This window comes from Streptomyces sp. NPDC096040 (genome assembly GCF_040303265.1).
GTDB lineage: Bacteria > Actinomycetota > Actinomycetes > Streptomycetales > Streptomycetaceae > Streptomyces.
Genome location: NZ_JBEOTA010000015.1, coordinates 159,225 through 177,867 on the forward strand (window position 1 = coordinate 159,225; position 18,643 = coordinate 177,867).

17 protein-coding genes and 3 tRNA genes are annotated in these 18,643 nt (G+C 70.8%); 12 read left to right on the forward strand and 8 right to left on the reverse strand.

The annotated features are described in order from the left end of the window. Positions 1 to 30 precede the first annotated feature (30 nt). From ABTY98_RS22205 to ABTY98_RS22225, 5 genes are all read left to right on the forward strand, one after another. Entirely contained in the window at positions 31 to 2,289 is a 2,259-nt protein-coding gene (locus ABTY98_RS22205; protein ID WP_352222648.1) for a DNA polymerase III subunit gamma and tau, read from the forward strand. A gap of 109 nt (positions 2,290 to 2,398) precedes the next feature. Continuing rightward, positions 2,399 to 3,652, forward strand: coding sequence for a phosphoribosylamine--glycine ligase (gene purD / locus ABTY98_RS22210; RefSeq protein ID WP_352222649.1), 1,254 nt, complete (start codon positions 2,399 to 2,401; stop codon positions 3,650 to 3,652). Between the two features lie 279 nt (positions 3,653 to 3,931). After that, a complete protein-coding gene (locus ABTY98_RS22215) occupies positions 3,932 to 5,698 on the forward strand; it encodes a M48 family metalloprotease (protein ID WP_352222650.1) in 1,767 nt (588 codons plus the stop codon). A gap of 269 nt (positions 5,699 to 5,967) precedes the next feature. After that, the gene (locus ABTY98_RS22220) at positions 5,968 to 7,461 is read left to right on the forward strand and encodes a N,N-dimethylformamidase beta subunit family domain-containing protein (protein WP_352222651.1); all 1,494 of its coding nucleotides are present in this window, start codon (positions 5,968 to 5,970) and stop codon (positions 7,459 to 7,461) included. A gap of 71 nt (positions 7,462 to 7,532) precedes the next feature. Beyond that, entirely contained in the window at positions 7,533 to 8,447 is a 915-nt protein-coding gene (locus tag ABTY98_RS22225) for a phosphoribosylaminoimidazolesuccinocarboxamide synthase (RefSeq protein ID WP_352222652.1), read from the forward strand. A gap of 72 nt (positions 8,448 to 8,519) precedes the next feature. On the opposite strand, the gene ABTY98_RS22230 is transcribed toward ABTY98_RS22225, so the two are convergent. The 8 genes from ABTY98_RS22230 to ABTY98_RS22265 form a co-directional block, all read right to left on the reverse strand. After that, positions 8,520 to 8,592: transfer RNA gene (locus ABTY98_RS22230), tRNA-Gly, on the reverse strand. Positions 8,593 to 8,614: 22 nt separating this feature from the next. Continuing rightward, entirely contained in the window at positions 8,615 to 9,229 is a 615-nt protein-coding gene (locus ABTY98_RS22235; RefSeq protein ID WP_352222653.1) for a response regulator, read from the reverse strand. Next, positions 9,226 to 10,467, reverse strand: coding sequence for a sensor histidine kinase (locus ABTY98_RS22240; RefSeq protein WP_352222654.1), 1,242 nt, complete (start codon positions 10,465 to 10,467; stop codon positions 9,226 to 9,228). The genes ABTY98_RS22235 and ABTY98_RS22240 overlap by 4 nt, the downstream gene beginning before the upstream one ends. 31 nt (positions 10,468 to 10,498) lie before the next feature. Beyond that, a complete protein-coding gene (locus tag ABTY98_RS22245) occupies positions 10,499 to 11,299 on the reverse strand; it encodes an ABC transporter permease (protein ID WP_352222655.1) in 801 nt (266 codons plus the stop codon). After that, positions 11,296 to 12,231 carry an ABC transporter ATP-binding protein gene (locus ABTY98_RS22250; protein WP_352222656.1) on the reverse strand — a complete coding sequence of 312 codons (936 nt, stop codon included), beginning with the start codon at positions 12,229 to 12,231 and terminating at the stop codon, positions 11,296 to 11,298. Before ABTY98_RS22250 ends, ABTY98_RS22245 begins: the two co-directional genes overlap by 4 nt. Before the next feature lie 165 nt (positions 12,232 to 12,396). After that, positions 12,397 to 12,472: transfer RNA gene (locus ABTY98_RS22255), tRNA-Gly, on the reverse strand. Between the two features lie 81 nt (positions 12,473 to 12,553). Beyond that, positions 12,554 to 12,625: transfer RNA gene (locus ABTY98_RS22260), tRNA-Gly, on the reverse strand. Positions 12,626 to 12,761: 136 nt separating this feature from the next. Beyond that, positions 12,762 to 13,079 carry a histone-like nucleoid-structuring protein Lsr2 gene (locus ABTY98_RS22265; RefSeq protein ID WP_351695523.1) on the reverse strand — a complete coding sequence of 106 codons (318 nt, stop codon included), beginning with the start codon at positions 13,077 to 13,079 and terminating at the stop codon, positions 12,762 to 12,764. Positions 13,080 to 13,438: 359 nt separating this feature from the next. Here ABTY98_RS22265 and purS point away from each other — a divergent pair, with 359 nt between their 5' ends. From purS to ABTY98_RS22300, 7 genes are all read left to right on the forward strand, one after another. Continuing rightward, a complete protein-coding gene (gene purS, locus ABTY98_RS22270) occupies positions 13,439 to 13,702 on the forward strand; it encodes a phosphoribosylformylglycinamidine synthase subunit PurS (protein WP_093501106.1) in 264 nt (87 codons plus the stop codon). Beyond that, positions 13,699 to 14,379 (forward strand): phosphoribosylformylglycinamidine synthase subunit PurQ, encoded by a 681-nt coding sequence (gene purQ, locus ABTY98_RS22275; protein WP_352222657.1) that lies wholly within the window; start codon positions 13,699 to 13,701, stop codon positions 14,377 to 14,379. The genes purS and purQ overlap by 4 nt, the downstream gene beginning before the upstream one ends. Beyond that, positions 14,376 to 16,634, forward strand: a complete 2,259-nt coding sequence (gene purL / locus ABTY98_RS22280) for a phosphoribosylformylglycinamidine synthase subunit PurL (protein ID WP_352222658.1) — start codon at positions 14,376 to 14,378, stop codon at positions 16,632 to 16,634. Before purQ ends, purL begins: the two co-directional genes overlap by 4 nt. An 85-nt stretch (positions 16,635 to 16,719) precedes the next feature. Next, positions 16,720 to 17,286 carry a DUF5753 domain-containing protein gene (locus ABTY98_RS22285; protein ID WP_352222719.1) on the forward strand — a complete coding sequence of 189 codons (567 nt, stop codon included), beginning with the start codon at positions 16,720 to 16,722 and terminating at the stop codon, positions 17,284 to 17,286. Beyond that, on the forward strand, positions 17,283 to 17,513 hold the full coding sequence (locus tag ABTY98_RS22290; RefSeq protein ID WP_352222659.1) for a DUF397 domain-containing protein: 231 nt from the start codon (positions 17,283 to 17,285) through the stop codon (positions 17,511 to 17,513). The genes ABTY98_RS22285 and ABTY98_RS22290 overlap by 4 nt, the downstream gene beginning before the upstream one ends. Continuing rightward, entirely contained in the window at positions 17,510 to 18,106 is a 597-nt protein-coding gene (locus ABTY98_RS22295) for a Uma2 family endonuclease (protein WP_352222660.1), read from the forward strand. Before ABTY98_RS22290 ends, ABTY98_RS22295 begins: the two co-directional genes overlap by 4 nt. Positions 18,107 to 18,117: 11 nt before the next feature. Beyond that, the gene (locus ABTY98_RS22300; RefSeq protein ID WP_352222661.1) at positions 18,118 to 18,630 is read left to right on the forward strand and encodes a GNAT family N-acetyltransferase; all 513 of its coding nucleotides are present in this window, start codon (positions 18,118 to 18,120) and stop codon (positions 18,628 to 18,630) included. The last annotated feature ends 13 nt before the right edge of the window (positions 18,631 to 18,643 follow it).

The following is an 18,643-nucleotide window of genomic DNA, read 5'->3' on the forward strand; positions in this document are numbered from 1 at the left end:
TTGTCAGTGGGCGCCTATAACCTCGTATGCGTGTCGTCTCTCGCGTTGTACCGCCGCTATCGCCCGGAGTCGTTCGCCGAGGTCATCGGGCAGGAGCATGTCACCGGTCCGTTGCAGCAGGCGTTGCGGAACAACCGGGTCAATCACGCGTACCTGTTCAGCGGGCCGCGTGGGTGCGGGAAGACCACCAGCGCGCGGATCCTGGCGCGGTGCCTGAACTGCGAGCAGGGGCCGACGCCGACGCCGTGCGGGGAGTGCCAGTCGTGCCGGGACCTCGCCCGGAACGGGCCCGGCTCCATCGACGTCATCGAGATCGACGCGGCCTCTCACGGTGGTGTGGACGACGCCCGTGAGCTGCGCGAGAAGGCCTTCTTCGGGCCTGCCGGCAGCCGCTACAAGATCTACATCATCGACGAGGCCCACATGGTCACGTCGGCCGGCTTCAACGCGCTGCTCAAGGTCGTAGAGGAGCCGCCGGAGCATCTGAAGTTCATCTTCGCCACCACCGAGCCCGAGAAGGTCATCGGGACCATTCGGTCGCGGACCCATCACTATCCCTTCCGGCTGGTGCCGCCGGGCACGCTGCGGGACTACCTCGGCGAGGTGTGCGGGAAGGAGAACATCCCCGTCGAGGAGGGGGTGCTGCCGCTCGTCGTGCGCGCCGGCGCCGGTTCCGTCCGTGACTCCATGTCCGTCATGGACCAGCTGCTCGCCGGGGCGGGAGAGGAGGGTGTGACGTATGCCATGGCCACCTCCCTGCTCGGGTACACCGACGGGTCCCTTCTCGACTCCGTCGTCGAAGCCTTCGCGACCGGGGACGGCGCCGCCGCCTTCGAGGTCGTCGACCGCATCATCGAGGGGGGCAACGACCCGCGTCGCTTCGTCGCCGACCTGCTGGAGCGGCTGCGGGACCTGGTGATCCTCGCCGCCGTCCCGGACGCCGCGGAGAAGGGGCTGTTCGACGCCCCCGCCGACGTTCTCGAGCGTATGCAGGCCCAGGCCGGCACGTTCGGTGCCGCCGAGCTCAGCCGCGCGGCCGACCTCGTCAACGGGGGTCTGACCGAGATGCGCGGCGCCACCTCCCCCCGCCTCCAGCTGGAGCTGATCTGCGCGCGCGTGCTGCTGCCGGCCGCCTACGGCGACGAGCGGTCCGTGATGGCCCGCCTCGACCGGCTGGAGCGGGGCGTCAACTTCTCGGGCGGGGGCGGTGCGCCCGCGATGGGGTACGTCCCCGGGCCCGAGACGCACATGGCGGCGCCTGGAGGGGCTTCGGCGGGTGCGGCTCCGGTTCCGCCAGTTCCGCCAGTTCCGCCAGTTCCTCCGGTTCCGCCAGTTCCTCCGGTTCCGCAGGGGGGCGGGCCTGCGGCGGCCCGTGCGGCCGTACGAGGGGGAGCGGCACCCGAGCCGGCGCAGGCGCAGGCGCAGGCGCAGGCGCAGGCCCCGGCACCGACGCCTCCTGCCCCTACGCCGCCTCCTGCCCCGGCCCCGGCCGCCCCGCCCGCTGCCGCCGCACCCGGCGCCTGGCCGACGGCTGCTCCCGCGGGTGGCGGCGCCGCCCGCCGCCCCGGCGGCTGGCCCACGGCCACCGCCACGGGCGCCCCGGCGGCCCAGTCGGCCCCGGCGCCCTCGTCCGCGCCCCCGGCTGCCCCTGCCCCCGCCCAGGCTGTCGCCGCCCCCGCCGGCGGCCTCGACCCCCGGGTCCTCTGGCCGAACATCCTGGAAGCGGTCAAGAACCGCCGTCGCTTCACCTGGATCCTCCTCAGCCAGAACGCCCAGGTCGTTGGTTTCGACGGCACCACCCTCCAGCTGGGCTTCGTCAACGCAGGCGCCCGCGACAACTTCGCGAGCAGCGGCAGCGAGGACGTGCTGCGGCAGGCGCTGGGCGAGCAGTTCGGCGTGCAGTGGCGGATCGAGGCGGTCGTCGACCCGACGGGCGGCGGCGGACCGGCTCCGGCCGGCCCCGGGCACGGCGGCGGCCAGCCCGGCGGTTACGGCGGCGCACCCGCGTCGCCGTCCGGCTACGGCGGTCCCGCCCCGGCGTCCCCGGGTCGCCCGACCGCTGCCCAGCCCGCGCCGCCGACGGCCCCGCCCCGGAGTTCCCCGCCGTCCTCCCCGACGGCAGCGGCTCCGGCCCAGCCGCACGCGGCCCCCGAGCCGCCGCCGGTGTCCCCCGAGGACGACATCCCCGAGGAGGACGACCCCGACCTCGACGAGTCGGCCCTCTCGGGTCACGAACTGATCGTGCGGGAGCTGGGGGCGACGGTGGTGGAGGAGATCAAGAACGAGTGACGCGCGGTGACGCGCGGGGAGCGTCGGCGGCTTTGAGGCGGGGGACGGCCCCCCACTCCGCCGCCCTTGGAGAAACCTCCAGCCGACCCACCCGGCTACGCTGGCCCACGTGAAGGTCCTCGTCATCGGCGGCGGCGCCCGCGAACACGCCCTGTGCCGCTCTCTGTCCCTCGATCCCGACGTCACCGCGCTGCACTGCGCCCCCGGCAACGCCGGTATCGGCGAGGTCGCCGAGCTGCACCAGGTCGACGCGCTGGACGGCGCTGCCGTCACCGCCCTGGCCCGGGAGGTCGGCGCCGATCTGGTCGTCGTGGGCCCGGAGGCCCCGCTCGTCGCAGGGGTCGCCGATGCCGTGCGCGAGGCGGGTATCCCGGTCTTCGGCCCCTCCGGGGAGGCCGCGCGGATCGAGGGGTCCAAGGCGTTCGCCAAGGATGTGATGGCGGCGGCCGGAGTGCCCACCGCCCGTTCGTACGTTTGCACAAACGCCGAGGAAGTCGCTGATGCCCTCGACGCTTTCGGGGCGCCGTACGTCGTGAAGGACGACGGTCTCGCCGCCGGCAAGGGTGTCGTCGTCACCGACGACCTTGCGGCCGCCACGGCGCACGCCGCCGGGTGCGACCGCGTCGTCATCGAGGAGTTCCTCGACGGCCCCGAGGTCTCCCTCTTCGCGATCACCGACGGTGTGACGGTTCTCCCGCTCCAGCCCGCCCAGGACTTCAAGCGCGCCCTGGACGGGGATCAGGGACCGAACACCGGGGGCATGGGGGCGTACTCCCCGCTGCCCTGGGCGGACCCCAAGCTGGTCGACGAGGTCCTGGAGACCGTTCTCCAGCCGACCGTCGACGAGATGCGGCGGCGTGGCACCCCGTTCTCCGGTCTGCTCTACGCCGGCCTCGCGATCACCTCGCGCGGTGTCCGGGTCATCGAGTTCAACGCCCGCTTCGGGGACCCCGAGACCCAGGTGGTCCTCGCCCGGCTGAAGACCCCGCTGGCAGGCGTCCTGCTCGCCGCCGCGAACGGCACCCTCGACCACCTTCCGCCGCTGCGCTGGCGCGACGACGCCGCGGTCACCGTGGTCGTCGCCTCCCACAACTACCCCGGCACCCCGCGCACCGGCGACCCCATCACCGGTCTCGACACGGTGGCCGCCGAGGACGCCCCGCACGCCTACGTCCTGCACGCGGGGACGAAGCGGGAGGGTGGCGCGGTCGTCAGCGCCGGTGGTCGTGTTCTCTCCGTGACCGCGACCGGGGACGACCTGACCCAGGCGCGGGAGCGGGCGTACGCAGCCGTGGCGCGGATCGGGCTCGACGGCTCCCAGCACCGTACGGACATCGCGGCGAAGGCGGCGGCCGAGGCCTGAGCGGCGTGCCTGCCGTCCCCCGCTCCTGGTCAGGCCCCGGACCCCGGAAATCCGGGGCCTGATCGTTGCTGTCTGTCGATCACCTCTGACCAAAGCCATTCCATCGAGTGACCGATGCCCCATCCGGCTGACGGGGGCCGAGGCCCCAACTAGGGTGCGGCGCAAGCGTTCCGGCACTTGGCCCACCGGCATTGCGATGTCAGTGGCGGGTGCCACAGTGGGGGAGTGAGCAACAGCCAGGACGGCTCGAGGACAGCAGGGAGGGGGTGAGGTCCGGTCGTGACCAGTACCGGTATCGGTGTGGAGGCGGGAGCGCAGGCGGCGCGTACCCGGGCCCTCGCCGTGCTGCGCGTCCGCGGCCGGGCCCTGGCCGTGGCGCTGCTGCCGGCGGCGGCCACGGTGATCCTGCTGACCGGCGGTTCCACCGGTCACTTCGTCGGCCGGGGCTGGGACACGGCCCGCTGGACCGTCGGTGTGCTCGCGATCGTCGTGCTGCTGGCCGCCGCCGGCATCGCCCTGGTCGTGGCCCGCGCCCGCCCGGCCGTGAGCCCCACGGTCCCGATCCCGCAGGAGTCCGCCCCGGACCTGTACCGGATGGTGCGCGACCTCGCCGACCGCCTGGACGTCCCGGTGCCCTCCGCCATAGCGCTCACCCCGGACTGCGACAGCTGGCTGGAGGACCGCACCCACCCGGCGCACGGCCCGCCCGCTCCCAAGGGCGGCGACGAGCTCGGCAGCCCCGGCCCGCATCGCCGTACCCCGGCCGCCCCCGTGCTCGTCATCGGCTCCCCGTTCCTGTGGTGGATGCGCGTCGGCGAGCTGCGCGCGGTCCTCGCCCCGGTCGTGGCCGGTACGGGACCCTCGGCGCAACCGGACATAGCGGCCGCCCGCCGCTTCGTGCGCGGGCTGGACGCGGCGGTCGCCGTCTCCTCGACGACCGGCCGATGTCCGGCGACCCGCCTGGTGTGCGCGGGCCTCGGCTGGGTGGCCCGGGTGCTGCTGCGGGGCTGCCGGGAGCACGCGACGCTGATGGAGCGCGGGGTGGCCGCCGCGGCCGCCGAGCGTGCACAGGCTGTGGATTACGGACTGCGGATCGTCGCCCAGGAGCAGGTCGGCCTCGCCTACGCCGGCTGGGACCGCCTTCTCACCCGGGTCGCGCTGCCCGCCTGGCGGATGGGCCGCTGGCCATCCAGGCTGGACGCGGGCGTCGTGGCGGCACTCACCGAGCTGTCCCGGCGCGACCGGCTGGCCGAGGGCTTCGCCTCCCGGCTCGGCGAGCGGCCCGCCTGTGACCTGCTGGAGGAGCCGGGCCTGGTGGACGAGGCCGCTTCGCTGCTCGCCGCCCGCCTCTTCCACGGCGGTCCCGCCGAGCCGGGCCCGGACTGGTCGCCGGTGGCCTGGCAGGAGTATCCGGACGAGGTCGTCGACCGCACCTGGCGCACCGAGGCGGCCCGGCTGCACCGCGTCCTGGACTCCCTCGGCGTCCGCGCCACCCTCGACCCCGCCGCCCCCGACCCCGGTGGCCACACCCTGGCCCGGGTCATGGACCACCTGACCGACCCGGCCGCCCACAGCAGGGCCAAGGACTCCCCGGCCTACGACGAGGGCGCCGACGAGGAAGCCACCGGCACCGAGCGCAGTGCCGCCCTGGCCGCCGGCCTCACCGCGGCCCTCGCCCGCGAGGAAGCCGCCGCCGTCACCCCGCGCCCCGGCCCCGACGCCCCCGCACCCACCGGACAGGGCCCCGACAGCGCTCTCTGGGACGACTGCGCGCTGCCTCTCTTCCCCCTCCAGCCTCCGCGCACCGCCCGCGAGCTGCTCGCCGACCACGTCACGGCGATGGTCTGCTGCGCGGCCGTGGACACCGCCGGAGCCACCCCCGGTCTGGACTGGCTCGACGGCCCGTCCCTGCTGGTCGACGGCGAACGGACCGCCGACCTGACCCCCAGAGTCCTCAGCCTCATCGAGGAGGGAGACCCGGCCCCGCTGCGGGCCTGGCTGGTCGAGTCCGGGATACGTCCCGAGAAGCCCGTACGGCTGGTCTGACCTGGGCGTTTCGACGCCTTAGCGGAGCGAAGCGTTCCACTTCAGGCAAATTCGCAACGAACCGTGACCGGACGCGTGCGTTATGTGATGTGCTGGGACCGTTCGGTGAAATGGCAAGCGCATCCGACATAAGACAGACCGCCACCGTCGCAGCCCACGACCAGAACAGAACGACCTCGGCCACGAAACGCCGTACCACCGCACGCCGCACCACCGCACGACGACTCGGAACAGCACAGTTCACGGGGGCACGAGGGAGGGGAGCCACCATGGCATCGGACCAGATCCGCCGCTGGGAGTCGGGAGCACTCGCGCACGCCGTCACGGACCCCTTCGGCCAGGGTCCCGTCCCCTGGCTGCGCGGCAGCGAGACCTATTTCGACGACACCGGTCATGTCGTCCCGTGGTACGTCGACCCGAGCCGGCCACAGCCCACCGGCGAGAACCCGCGGGTCCCCGCACCCCGGAGTGCCGTCGGCCCCCGCTCGGCGGACGACGTGCACCGTCAGATCAAAGGATTCACCTCGACCGGCGCGGTCGCCCCGGGCGAGGCCGTCGACTTCCACATCACCGTCGATCCGCCGCAGGAATTCAGCGTCGACATCTACCGCATCGGCCACTACGGCGGTGTCGGCGCCGCCAAGATCAGCACCAGTCCGCGGCTGTCCGGCATCGTGCAGCCCCCGCCGCTGGCCGCCGACCGTACGGTCTCCTGCCACCACTGGTGGCTGTCCTGGCGATTGCAGGTCCCGTCGTACTGGAGCGTCGGCGCGTATGTCGCCGTGCTCACCACGGCGGACGGCTACCGCTCCCACGTGCCCTTCACGATCCGCGACAACCACCCCGCCGACCTGCTCCTGCTGCTGCCGGACGTCACCTGGCAGGCCTACAACCTCTACCCCGAGGACGGCCGCACCGGTGCCAGCCTCTACCACGCCTGGGACGAGGGGGGCCGGCTGCTCGGCGAGTCCGACGCGGCGACCACCGTCTCCTTCGACCGGCCCTACGCGGGCGCGGGCCTGCCCCTGCACGTCGGCCACGCCTACGACTTCATCCGCTGGGCCGAGCGCTACGGCTACGACCTCGCCTACGCCGACGCCCGCGACCTGCACGCCGGCCGTGTCGACCCCGCCCGCTACCGGGGCCTGGTCTTCCCGGGCCACGACGAGTACTGGTCGCCGCGGATGCGCCGCACGGTCGACCTGGCCCGGGACAGCGGCACCTCGCTGGTCTTCCTCTCCGCCAACACCATGTACTGGCAGGTGGAGTTGGGGCCGTCCCCGTCCGGGGTCGCCGACCGCCTGCTCACCTGCCGAAAACGCAAGGGCCCGGGCAAACCCGTGCTCTGGCGGGAGATCGACCGGCCCGAGCAGCAGACGGTCGGCATCCAGTACGCGGGCCGGGTGCCCGAGCCGTATCCCCTGATCGTGCGCAACGCCGGCCACTGGCTCTGGGAGGCCACCGGCGCGCAGGAGGGCGACGAACTGCCGGGCCTGGTGGCCGGCGAGGCCGACCGCTACTTCCCGCGCACCACGCTGCCCGAGCACGAGGAGCGCATCCTGCTCGCCCACTCCCCCTACACCGACAACGACGGCGCCCTGCGCCACCAGGAGACCTCCCTCTACCGCGCCCCCTCCGGCGCCCTGGTCTTCGCGTCGGGGACCTTCGCCTGGTCCCCGGCCCTGGACCGCCCAGGCCATGTCGACCCTCGTGTCCAGCGCGCCACCGCCAACCTCCTGGACCGCATCTGCAAACGGGACTGAACCCCGTGTCCGACGGCAACCCGGCATACGGGAGAATCGGGGGCACCTGTACAGAACCACGGGGAGGAACCGTGTCCGGATTCGTCGAAAAGCCCGAGCCCGTCGAGGTGCCGGGTCTGGTGCATGTGCACACCGGCAAGGTGCGCGAGCTGTACCAGAACGCGGACGGCGACCTCGTGATGGTCGCCAGCGATCGCATCTCCGCGTACGACTGGGTGCTGCCGACCGAGATCCCCGACAAGGGCCGGGTGCTCACCCAGCTCTCCCTGTGGTGGTTCGACAAGCTCGCCGACCTCGTCCCCAACCACGTCCTCAGCACCGAGCTGCCCGAGGGCGCCCCCGCCGACTGGGCGGGCCGCACCCTGGTCTGCAAGTCCCTGAAGATGCTCCCGGTGGAGTGCGTGGCCCGCGGCTATCTCACCGGCTCGGGCCTGGCCGAGTACCAGGAATCCCGTACGGTGTGCGGCCTCGCCCTGCCCGAGGGCCTGGTCGACGGCTCCGAGCTGCCCGCCCCGATCTTCACCCCGGCCACCAAGGCGGAGGTCGGCGAGCACGACGAGAACGTCTCGTACGAGGAGGTCGCCCGGCAGGTCGGCGCCGAGACGGCCGCCCAGCTGCGCCAGGCCACCCTCGCGGTGTACGGGCGGGCCCGGGACATCGCCCGCGACCGGGGCATCGTCCTGGCCGACACCAAGTTCGAGTTCGGCCTGGAGCAGGGCGCCGGGGGCGACGACGTCCTCGTCCTCGCCGACGAGGTCCTCACCCCGGACTCCTCCCGGTTCTGGCCGGCCGACGAGTGGGAGCCGGGCCGCGTCCAGCCGTCGTTCGACAAGCAGTATGTGCGCGACTGGCTGACGTCGGCCGAGTCCGGCTGGGACCGGAAGAGCGAGCAGCCCCCGCCGCCGCTGCCGCAGCGGGTGGTCGAGGCGACCCGGGCGAAGTACGTCGAGGCGTACGAGCGGCTGACCGGGCAGAGCTGGGGCTGACCCCGCAAGGGCCACGAGAAAACAAGAAAAGAAAGAAAGCCCCCGGCGAGAACCGGGGGCTTTCCTTTCCGGAGCGGACGACGAGGCTCGAACTCGCGACCTCAACCTTGGCAAGGTTGCGCTCTACCAACTGAGCTACGTCCGCATGCGCCGTAGCGCGAGAGCAACTATACCCAACCTCGCTCCCGCGCGAGACGCACTGCCGTATGACGGTTCTCCGCACCGAGTTTGGTGACGGCCGAGGAGAGGTAGTTCCGTACGGTTCCCGGCGACAGCGCGGCCCGCTCGGCGATCTCCGCGACCGGCGCCCCGTCGGCCGCCAGTTCCAGTACCTCGGCCTCCCGCGCGGTCAGCGGCGAGTCCCCGGCGGAGATCGCGTCGGCGGCCAACTCGGGGTCGACATACCTGTTTCCCGCGTGCACCGTACGGATGATCTCCGCGAGCCGCTGCGCACTGACCGTCTTCGGGACGAACCCCCGCACACCGGCGGCCAGGGCCCGTTTCAGATGCCCCGGGCGGCCGTGGCCGGTCACGATCATCACCTGACAGCCGGGCAGTTCGGTCCGCAGCGATGTGGCGACCTTCACACCGTCGGCCCCCGGCATCTGCAGATCAAGCACCGCCACGTCGGGCCGATGGGCCCGTGCCATGGCGAGCGCCTCCGGCCCGGTGGCCGCCTCCGCGACCACGACGAGATCGTCCTCGAGGCCGAGCAGTGCGGCGAGCGCACCCCGGATCAGATGCTCGTCGTCGGCGAGCAACAGCCGTACCGGAGAGGTCATGGGGTGACTCCGCTCACATTCACATCGGCTGTACGACCGGCCAGCGGCACCGAGGCCACCACCCGGAACCCGTCCGCCCCCACCGGTCCCGCCTCCAACGTCCCCTCCACCACCGCGAGCCGCTCCCGCAGCCCGGCAATCCCGGACCCGCCGCCCCCACCTCCGGCTCGTACCGCGACCCCGTCGTTCTCCACCGTCAGCACCACGCGCCCATCCAGCACCTGTAGTCCCACCGTGCACTGTCCCGCGTCCCCGTGCCGGAGGACATTGGTGGTCGCTTCCCGGACCACCCATCCGAGTGCTGACTGCACCTCGGCGGGCAGTCCGGCGGTGTCGCCGGTCACCGTGCAGTCGATGCCCGCGGCTGCCAACACGCCCTGTGCGCCGGCGAGTTCGGCCGCGAGGTCGGCGTTCCGGTACCCCCGTACGACGGCCCGTACCTCCTTCTGCGACTCCTGCGCGATCCGCTGCACCTCGATCATCTGCTCCACCGCCTCGGGCCGTTCACGGCGGGCCAGCTGCACGGCCAGCTCGCTCTTGAGGGCGATGACGGCGAGGTTCCGGCCGAGCACGTCGTGCAGATCGCGGCCGAACCGCAGCCGTTCCTCGGCGACGGCGAGCCGGGCACGGGTCTCACGAGCCTCGTCGAGCTCGTAGACGGCGTTCAGCAGCCAGACGGAGAAGGCCGAGGTGGCGGCGAGGAAGCCGCCGGCCGTGAACACCACGCCCGCCGTGACCAGCGCGGTGATGCCGCGCACGCCCAGCGGGAAGGAGACCACGCCCGCCCCGAACGCGAAGCCCGCGATCAACGCCACCGCCCGCCGCTGGTCGCGGACGCCGAGCGCCATGGTGCCGGCCCCGAAGGTCAGGATCCCCACGAAGACGGTGGCCGCGGCACTGCGCATGTCGTCGCCCGGCCCGCCGTACCTGCGCAGCACCAGGGTCGTTACGGCGAAGACGTACGTGGCCGCGCCGAGCGCCCACAGCAGCCGCACCGGCTGCTCCCGGCGGCCCCGCGTCCAGTCCAGCGCCCGGGAGGCGGTGAGCGCGCAGAGCATGGCGTGGACGACGACCATCGCGGTCATCCAGCCCGAGAGCGTCGCCCCCGCCTCCCCGAACACCGGGAGTCCGATCGCGGTGACCTCGATCACCGCGAAGAAGTGGAACGACCAGCGTGTGTACGTCTCGACCTTGGCGGGAGTGGTCTTCGCCCGCCACCAGCCGCCTGCCCCGCTCATCCCGGTCCCGTCCCCACTGAGCACTCGCCACTCAACGCCGCGGTTCCCAGCGGAACCACCGCCGTACAGCAAACACCGCGACCACGGCCCAGGCCAGCGCGGTGAGGATCGTGCCCATTGCCTCGTAGGCGCTGAGTTCGCCGGTCCAGCCGGCGCGGACCAGCCGGACGGCCGGGGAGAGCGGGAGGAGTTCACAGACCGAGGCGACCCGGTGGGGCAGGACGTCCGTGGGGACGGCGATGCCCGAGCCCAGCATGGAGACGAAGACCAGCGGCAGCGCGGTGACCTGGGCGCTCTCGGTGGTCCGGGTGAAGGCCGAGGTGAGCGCGGCGAGCGCGGCACTGAGCAGCAGGCCCAGGAGCATCCCGAGCAGGGTGAGATACGGCGCCTTGGGCGCACCCGCGTGGAGCAGCACCGCGCAGCCGACGGTGAGCACCAGGGCCTGCGCCAGGCCGAGACAGAGGGCGGGCAGGGCGGTGCCGGCCAGGATCTCCACGTCGGCCGGCTCGCCGGTGCGCAGCCGTTTGAGGACGAGTTCCTCCCGGCGGGCCACGTACGCACTCACCAGGGACGTGTACACGGCGAAGAGGAAGGAGAACCCGATTGCCGCGGTCAGCATCAGTGTGCCGACGTTCAGCCCCTGGGTCTTGAGGTCGATCTGGTCGATCGCGGGCCGCACACTGAACGGCAGTGCGAGCGGCACCAGCAGCGCGGTGAGCACCGCACCGCGATTGCGGCCGAGGAGCAGCAACTCGGCGCGGGCGAGGGCACCCAGCCGGCGCCGGGCCGCGGCGCCGACCGCCCGGCGCCCGCCGATGACCGTCGTGCTCATACGACCGCCTCCTTCGCGATCCCCAGGAAGGCCTCCTCCAGCGAGGCCGACCGCACCTCCAGCCGGTCCAGCTCGACCCCGGCCCGCTGGGCCCAGGCCAGCACCTCGGTGGCGGTCCGCTGCACCTCGCGGGTCCGCAGCCGTACGGCCCTGCCGTGGGTCTCGTGCCCGCACACGCCCAGGGCGGCGAGCGGCGGCAGGTCCCCCACGAAGTACCCGAGCGGCAGCTCGAAGGAGATCCGTGCGGGCCGGCCCGCGGTCACCTCGCCCGGCGTACCGGCGGCCGCGATCCGCCCCTCGTGCAGGATCCCTAGCCGGTCGGCGAGTTCCTCGGCCTCTTCCAGATGGTGCGTGGTGAGCAGGACGGTGGTGCCGGCGTCGCGCAGGGCGCTTACCAACTCCCAGGTGTCCCGGCGCCCTTCGGCGTCGAGGCCGGTCGTCGGCTCGTCCAGGAACAGCACCTCGGGCCGGCCGAGCAGCGCGAGCGCCAGATCGAGGCGGCGCCGTTCACCGCCGGAGAGCTGCTTGACCCGGACGTCCGCCTTGCCGGCGAGCCCGACCATGCCGAGTGCCTCGGCCGAGGGCCGGGCTCCGGTCGTACAGCCGGCCCACATCCGGGTCGTCTCCCCGACGGTCAGCTCGGACGGGAAGCCGCCCTCCTGGAGCATCACGCCGGTGCGCGGCCGTACGGCGGCCCGCTCCCGGTGCGGATCGTGGCCCAGCACCCGCACCCGGCCCCCGCTCGGCGGTGCGAGGCCCTCGAGGAGCTCGACGGTCGAGGTCTTTCCGGCGCCGTTGGTGCCGAGGAGGGCGAAGATCTCCCCACGGCTCACGGAGAAGGTGACTCCGCGGACCGCCTCGAACCCGCCCCCGTAGACACGCCGGAGGTCTGTGACCTCAATCACGTGTTCGTTGTCTTCCGTGGCTTCCATAGGACGAGCGTCCCCGGGGAGCGGTTCCGGCAGCAGTGCGCGGTGTCATCACTCGCCATGACAAATGTCAGAGCGTGTCGTGGGACATGGTCGTGGGACATGGTCGTGGGACATGAGGGCGCATGAAAAAACCCCAGTCATGTGACTGGGGTTTCTCCTACGAGCTGGAGCGGACGACGAGGCTCGAACTCGCGACCTCAACCTTGGCAAGGTTGCGCTCTACCAACTGAGCTACGTCCGCACTGCTCCCGACCGGCTCCCACCGATCGGTGCGAGCACCAGCCTACCTGATCCACAAGCATGCTCAGGACCGGCGGTGCAGAGCGGGTGACAGGAATTGCACACTGCGCCTTCCCCCTGGAAGGGGGATGTTCTGCTACTGAACTACACCCGCATGTACTCCGTGGGTTTCGGCCTTTCGGCTGCGCCCCTCGGCGTGCTCCAGACATTAGCTGATCAGCAGGGGGGTAGCGCAAGTCGGCTGCCCTCGGGGGCCGGTGACGGTCCCTGAGGACAGCCCGAGCCGCGTCTCACTGCGCGGCGCTGAACGCCTCGTAGACCTTCTTCGGGATACGACCGCGCGCCGGGACATCCATCTTGTTCGCCTGTGCCCAGGCGCGTACGGCCGCCGGGTCGGGGGCGACCTCCGTCTGCTTGTACGCCTTGCCCGACTTCGACCGCTTGCGGCCGGCCGTCACGTACGGCTCCAGGGCCTTACGCAGTTCCTTGGCGTTGGCTTGATTCAGATCGATCTCGTACGACTTGCCGTCGAGTCCGAAGGCGATCGTTTCCGCCGCTTCCGAGCCGTCGATGTCGTCAAAGAGAGTGACCACGACCTTCTGCGCCACGAATATCGGTCCCTTCGTGTGGCACGTCTATACAGCTCATCAGCGATGACGCGATGGCGGAGATGACGTGCCGAGTATCGGCTATTGCCAATTCATTTGTACAGTGCCTGGCAATACAAAGTGAAGCCCGACTAAATCCGTCCGCGTGTCCCCAGCGCAATAGATGTCGTGGGCGAACCCGGGGAACTTTCCCAGAACTTTTCGTGTGGATCCCCCACTGTCACCCGATCGTGATGCGGCTCACGTAGTTTCCTCCAACTCTACCCGCGTAGAAATTTTGTGCGGGTAGTCTGAAGATGCCTGTCGGAGCACCGGCGGGTATCTGCTCAGCAGCCAGCACCACAACACCGGGAGTGCCAGTGGCACGCGTCGTAGTCGACGTCATGCTCAAGCCGGAGATCCTCGACCCCCAGGGCCAGGCGGTCCAGCGTGCGCTGCCGCGCCTGGGTTTCGAAGGCATCTCCGACGTCCGTCAGGGAAAGCGATTCGAACTGGAAGTTGACGGGCCGGTCGACGAGGCCGCGCTCGCCCGCATCCACGATCTTGCGGAATCCTTCCTCGCCAACACCGTGATCGAGGACTTCACCGTTCGCGTCGATGAAGTGGCGGAGGCGGCCAAGTGACCGCTCGTATTGGCGTCGTCACTTTCCCGGGAAGTCTGGACGACCGGGACACCCAGCGTGCGATCCGGCTCGCGGGTGCCGAACCGGTGGCCCTCTGGCACAAGGACAAGGACCTTCACCAGGTCGACGCGGTGGTCCTCCCGGGCGGTTTCTCCTACGGCGACTATCTGCGGGCCGGTGCCATCTCGCGTTTCTCGCCGGTGATGGAGTCCGTCATCGAGCAGGCGAAGGCCGGCCTTCCGGTCCTCGGTATCTGCAACGGCTTCCAGATCCTCACCGAGGCGCATCTGCTCCCGGGCGCGATGCTCGGCAACAACCACCTCCACTTCATCTGCCGCGACCAGAAGCTGCGGGTGGAGAACGCGGGCACTGCCTGGACCGGTGACTACCGCGAGGGCCAGGAGATCCACATCCCGCTGAAGAACATGGACGGCCGGTACGTCGCCGACGAGTACACGCTCGACAAGCTGGAGGCCGAGGGGCGGGTGGTCTTCCGGTACCTCGGCATGAATCCGAACGGCTCGCTCCGTGACATCGCCGGCATCACCAACGAGGCCGGAAACGTCGTAGGCCTGATGCCGCACCCGGAGCACGCCGTCGAGCCGCTCATCGGCAGCGGCCGTACCGACGGTCTCCCCTTCTTCACCTCGATCCTCAAGAAGCTGGTCAACGCATGAGCCGGACGCCTCTGGACACGGTCGAGCACGCGGCCGCGACCCCCGACGTCGAGCTGCCCTGGGCCGAACTCGGCCTGAAGAAGGACGAGTACGAGCGGGTGGTGGAGATCCTCGGCCGCCGCCCGACCGGCGCCGAGCTCGCCATGTACTCGGTGATGTGGTCCGAGCACTGCTCGTACAAGTCCTCCAAGGTCCATCTCCGCCAGTTCGGCGAGAAGGCCCCGCAGAGCGACGCGCTCCTTGTCGGCATCGGCGAGAACGCGGGCGTGGTGGACGTGGGCCAGGGCTACGCCGTCACCTTCAAGGTCGAGTCGCACAACCACCCGTCGTACGTCGAGCCCTATCAGGGCGCGGCGACCGGTGTCGGCGGCATCGTCCGCGACATCATCGCGATGGGCGCACGCCCGGTGGCCGTGGTCGACCCGCTGCGCTTCGGCGCGGCCGACCACCCGGACACCAAGCGCGTCCTCCCGGGCGTCGTCGCCGGCATCGGCGGCTACGGCAACTGCCTGGGCCTGCCCAACATCGGTGGCGAGGTCGTCTTCGACGCCTGCTACCAGGGCAACCCGCTGGTCAACGCGGGCGCGATCGGCGTGATGCGGCACGAGGACATCCACCTCGCCAAGGCTTCCGGCGCCGGCAACAAGGTCATCCTGTACGGGGCTCGTACGGGTGGTGACGGCATCGGTGGTGCCTCGATCCTCGCGTCCGAGACCTTCGACGACGCCAAGCCCTCCAAGCGGCCGGCCGTCCAGGTCGGCGACCCCTTCCAGGAGAAGCTCCTCATCGAGTGCACCCTGGAGGCCTTCGCGGAGAAGCTGGTCGTCGGCATCCAGGACCTGGGCGCGGCGGGCCTGTCCTGCGCGACCAGCGAACTGGCGTCGAACGGCTCCGGCGGCATGACCGTGACGCTGGACGACGTCCCCCTGCGCGACTCGACCCTCTCGCCCGAGGAAATCCTCATGAGCGAGTCGCAGGAACGCATGTGCGCGGTCGTGGAGCCGGAGAAGGTCGACCGCTTCCTGGAGATCTGCGCCAAGTGGGACGTCATCGCGACGGTCATTGGTGAAGTGACCGACGGCGACCGCCTTGAGATCTTCTGGCACGGCGAGAAGATCGTCGACGTCGACCCGCGCACGGTCGCGCACGACGGCCCGGTCTACGAGCGTCCGTACGCCCGTCCGTCCTGGCAGGACCAGCTCCAGGCGGACGACGCGAACGAGCTGCCGCGGCCGGCGTCGAGCGAGGAGCTTCGCGATCAGATCCTCAGGCTGGTGGCGTCTCCGAACCAGGCCTCCAAGAAGTGGATCACCTCGCAGTACGACCACTTCGTGCAGGGCAACACCGTCCTCGCCCAGCCGGAGGACTCCGGCATGATCCGCGTGGACGAGGAGACCGGCCTCGGTGTCGCCATCGCGACGGACGGCAACGGCCGCTACGCCAAGCTGGACCCGTACGCGGGCGCGCAGCTGGCGCTGGCCGAGGCCTACCGGAACGTGGCCACGACGGGCGCCAAGCCGCTGGCGGTCTCGGACTGCCTGAACTTCGGTTCGCCGGAGGACCCGGCGGTGATGTGGCAGTTCGCCGAGGCGGTACGCGGTCTGGCCGACGCCTGCCGGCAGCTGGGTACCCCGGTGACCGGCGGCAACGTCTCGCTCTACAACCAGACCGGCGAGGTGGCCATCCACCCCACCCCGGTCGTCGCCGTCCTCGGCGTGATCGACGACGTGGCCCGCCGTACGCCGGTCGCCTTCCAGGAGGAGGGCCAGCTGCTCTACCTCCTCGGCGACACGCGTGAGGAGTTCGGCGGCTCGGCCTGGTCCCAGGTCGTCCACGACCACCTGGGCGGCCTGCCCCCGAAGGTCGACCTGGAGCGCGAGCGCCTCCTGGCCGAGATCCTGATCTCCGCCTCCCGCGACGGCATGATCGACTCGGCGCACGACCTGTCCGACGGCGGTCTGATCCAGGCGGTCGTGGAGTCGGCGCTGCTGGGTCGGAAGGGCGCGCGACTCGTCGTCCCCGACGGCCTGGACGCGTTCACCTTCCTCCTCTCCGAGTCGGCAGGGCGGGCGATCGTGGCCGTCCCCCGCTCCGAGGAGGTCCGCTTCAACGACATGTGCGGCGCGCGGGGCCTGCCGGTGACGCGCATCGGTGTCGTGGACGGCGACTCGGTGGACGTACAGGGCGAGTTCGAGCTCTCGCTGGCGGAACTCCGCGAGGCCCACGAGGGCACGATCGAGGCGCTGCTGGCGTAAGCGGTCGTACGACGTCGTAGGCCCCGTCTGTTTCCACAGGCGGGGCCTTGTCGTCCGGTCGGCTCAGCGGACGTGGTTCTTGAGGATGAGTGTCGGGTTAGAGGGCGACGCCAAGATCCTCCGCGTCTACCTGCCGGACGTGATCTTCGGGCTGTTCCAGACGGAGGCGTACGCTCGCGCGCAGTTCGAGACCGCCAAGCCGATCGATGAGCGCACAACGGAGTTCGTGGAGCGGAACATCGAGATCCGCATGAGGCGCAAGGAGGCCATCACCCGGAGCGACTGCCCGGTCGAGATCCATGCGATCCTTGACGAGGCCGCTGTGCGTCGTGTGATCGGCAGTCACGACATCATGCGTGAACAGTACGAGCACCTGGCCGAGTTGGCCACTCTCGATCACGTGACCGTGCAGATCCTCCCCATGTCTCAACCGGTCTACCGGGCGCGGGACAACTTCATCCTGATGGACTTCGAGCCGCCGTTGCCCAGGGTGGTGAGCGTGGACGTTCTGGAGGGAGTGAGTGTCACGGATAAGGACACGGAGATCTGGAAGTACGCGCGCAGGTTCGACGCCATGCGTGCTGAAGCGGCCCCGCCCCGCGAGACACAGGCATTCCTGCACCGAGTAGCAGAAGAGTTGGAACAGCCATGAACGTCCCAGAGCACGCCTGGTTCAAGTCCTCCTACAGCGGCGACAACGGCAGCAGCTGCGTCGAGATAGCCAACCTCATCCCCACCCACACCCTGGTCGCCGTCCGCGACTCCAAACTCCCGAACGGCCCCACCCTCGCCGTCCCGCCGGAGGCATTCGCCGCGTTCGTCGGTCATGTGGGCCGTGGCCGCCCTTACCGTGCTGACGAAGGAGGTGATCGCCCGTGACCATCGCACCCACAGCCCGGCTGCTCTCGTCCGTAGGCGGTGACGGCGCATGGATCGAAACCGTCTTCGCGGTCGCCGAGAGGGAGGCTCCCGAAGACCTCACGCTGGAACTCATCGAGGGGGAGATCTTCATCAGCGGCGTTCCGGAGGGACACCACGAACACATCGCGTCCCGCATCAACACCCAGATCGCCCGCCGCTCCGCCGTCGAGATGGACATCAGCGGCCACAAAGGCGTGCAGGTTCCCGTCGGTGGCGGCAGTCCCAAGGACCATGTCGTTCCCGACCTCGCCGTCGCACCCGAGGACGCCGATCTCTTCCGTGATGCCCCCGGCTGGATGAACCCCGCCGGCCTTGAGCTCGTCTGTGAGATCACCAATGGAAGGCCACAGACCGACCGCGAAGGCAAACGACGCTGCTACGCCCGAGCAGGGATCCCTCTCTATCTCCTCGTCGACCGCGAACGAGAGGCCGTCTCACTCTTCAGCGACCCGGAGGACGGAGACTACGTCGACCGGCACACCCTGCCGTTCGGCAAGCCCGTCACCCTCCCGGAACCCTTCGGGTTCGAGCTGGACACCACGTCCTTCTGAAGGAGGAGCCCGTGTACTTGCGTGACGTCACCCCGGACGACGTCGACGCCTACCTCCGCATGCGCTGCGACCCCGTGATGATGAGGGACCTCGGCGGACCGTTGCCCAGCGAGGGGATGAAGGAGAAGGTGCGCCGGGACGCGGCGGAAGCTGCGGCCGACACGTCGTGGATCAAGATGATCGTCCCTGATCCCGGCGCCCCCGACATCGTCGCGGGCCATGTCTGCGTCTGGTCGCACGAGTCCGACGAGGAGCCGATGTCGGAGATCGGCTGGATGGTCCTCCCCGAGTTCCAGGGCCGCGGCCTCGGCAGGCTCGCCGCCCGTGCGCTCCTCGAACAGGCCCGGGATAAGGACCGCTGGGGCGACATCCACGCCTTCCCGGCCACGAGCAACGCCCCCTCGAACGGCATCTGCAGATCCCTCGGCTTCCGCCTCCTCGGCGAAACCGACGTCGACTTCGCCGACCGCGTCATCCACAGCAACCACTGGGTGATCAGCCCCAGCCAGGACCTTGCGTCCTGACAGCCCCGGGGTC

Bases quoted from the DNA above. Each gene is read 5' to 3' on its own strand.
- purL (WP_352222658.1), top strand. From the start codon at position 14,376: ATGAGCCGGACGCCTCTGGACACGGTCGAGCACGCGGCCGCGACCCCC.
- ABTY98_RS22290 (WP_352222659.1), top strand. From the start codon at position 17,283: ATGAACGTCCCAGAGCACGCCTGGTTCAAGTCCTCCTACAGCGGCGAC.
- ABTY98_RS22235 (WP_352222653.1), bottom strand. From the start codon at position 9,229: ATGACCTCTCCGGTACGGCTGTTGCTCGCCGACGACGAGCATCTGATC.
- ABTY98_RS22240 (WP_352222654.1), bottom strand. From the start codon at position 10,467: ATGAGCGGGGCAGGCGGCTGGTGGCGGGCGAAGACCACTCCCGCCAAG.
- ABTY98_RS22285 (WP_352222719.1), top strand. From the start codon at position 16,720: ATGAGTGTCGGGTTAGAGGGCGACGCCAAGATCCTCCGCGTCTACCTG.
- ABTY98_RS22220 (WP_352222651.1), top strand. From the start codon at position 5,968: ATGGCATCGGACCAGATCCGCCGCTGGGAGTCGGGAGCACTCGCGCAC.
- ABTY98_RS22245 (WP_352222655.1), bottom strand. From the start codon at position 11,299: ATGAGCACGACGGTCATCGGCGGGCGCCGGGCGGTCGGCGCCGCGGCC.
- ABTY98_RS22250 (WP_352222656.1), bottom strand. From the start codon at position 12,231: ATGGAAGCCACGGAAGACAACGAACACGTGATTGAGGTCACAGACCTC.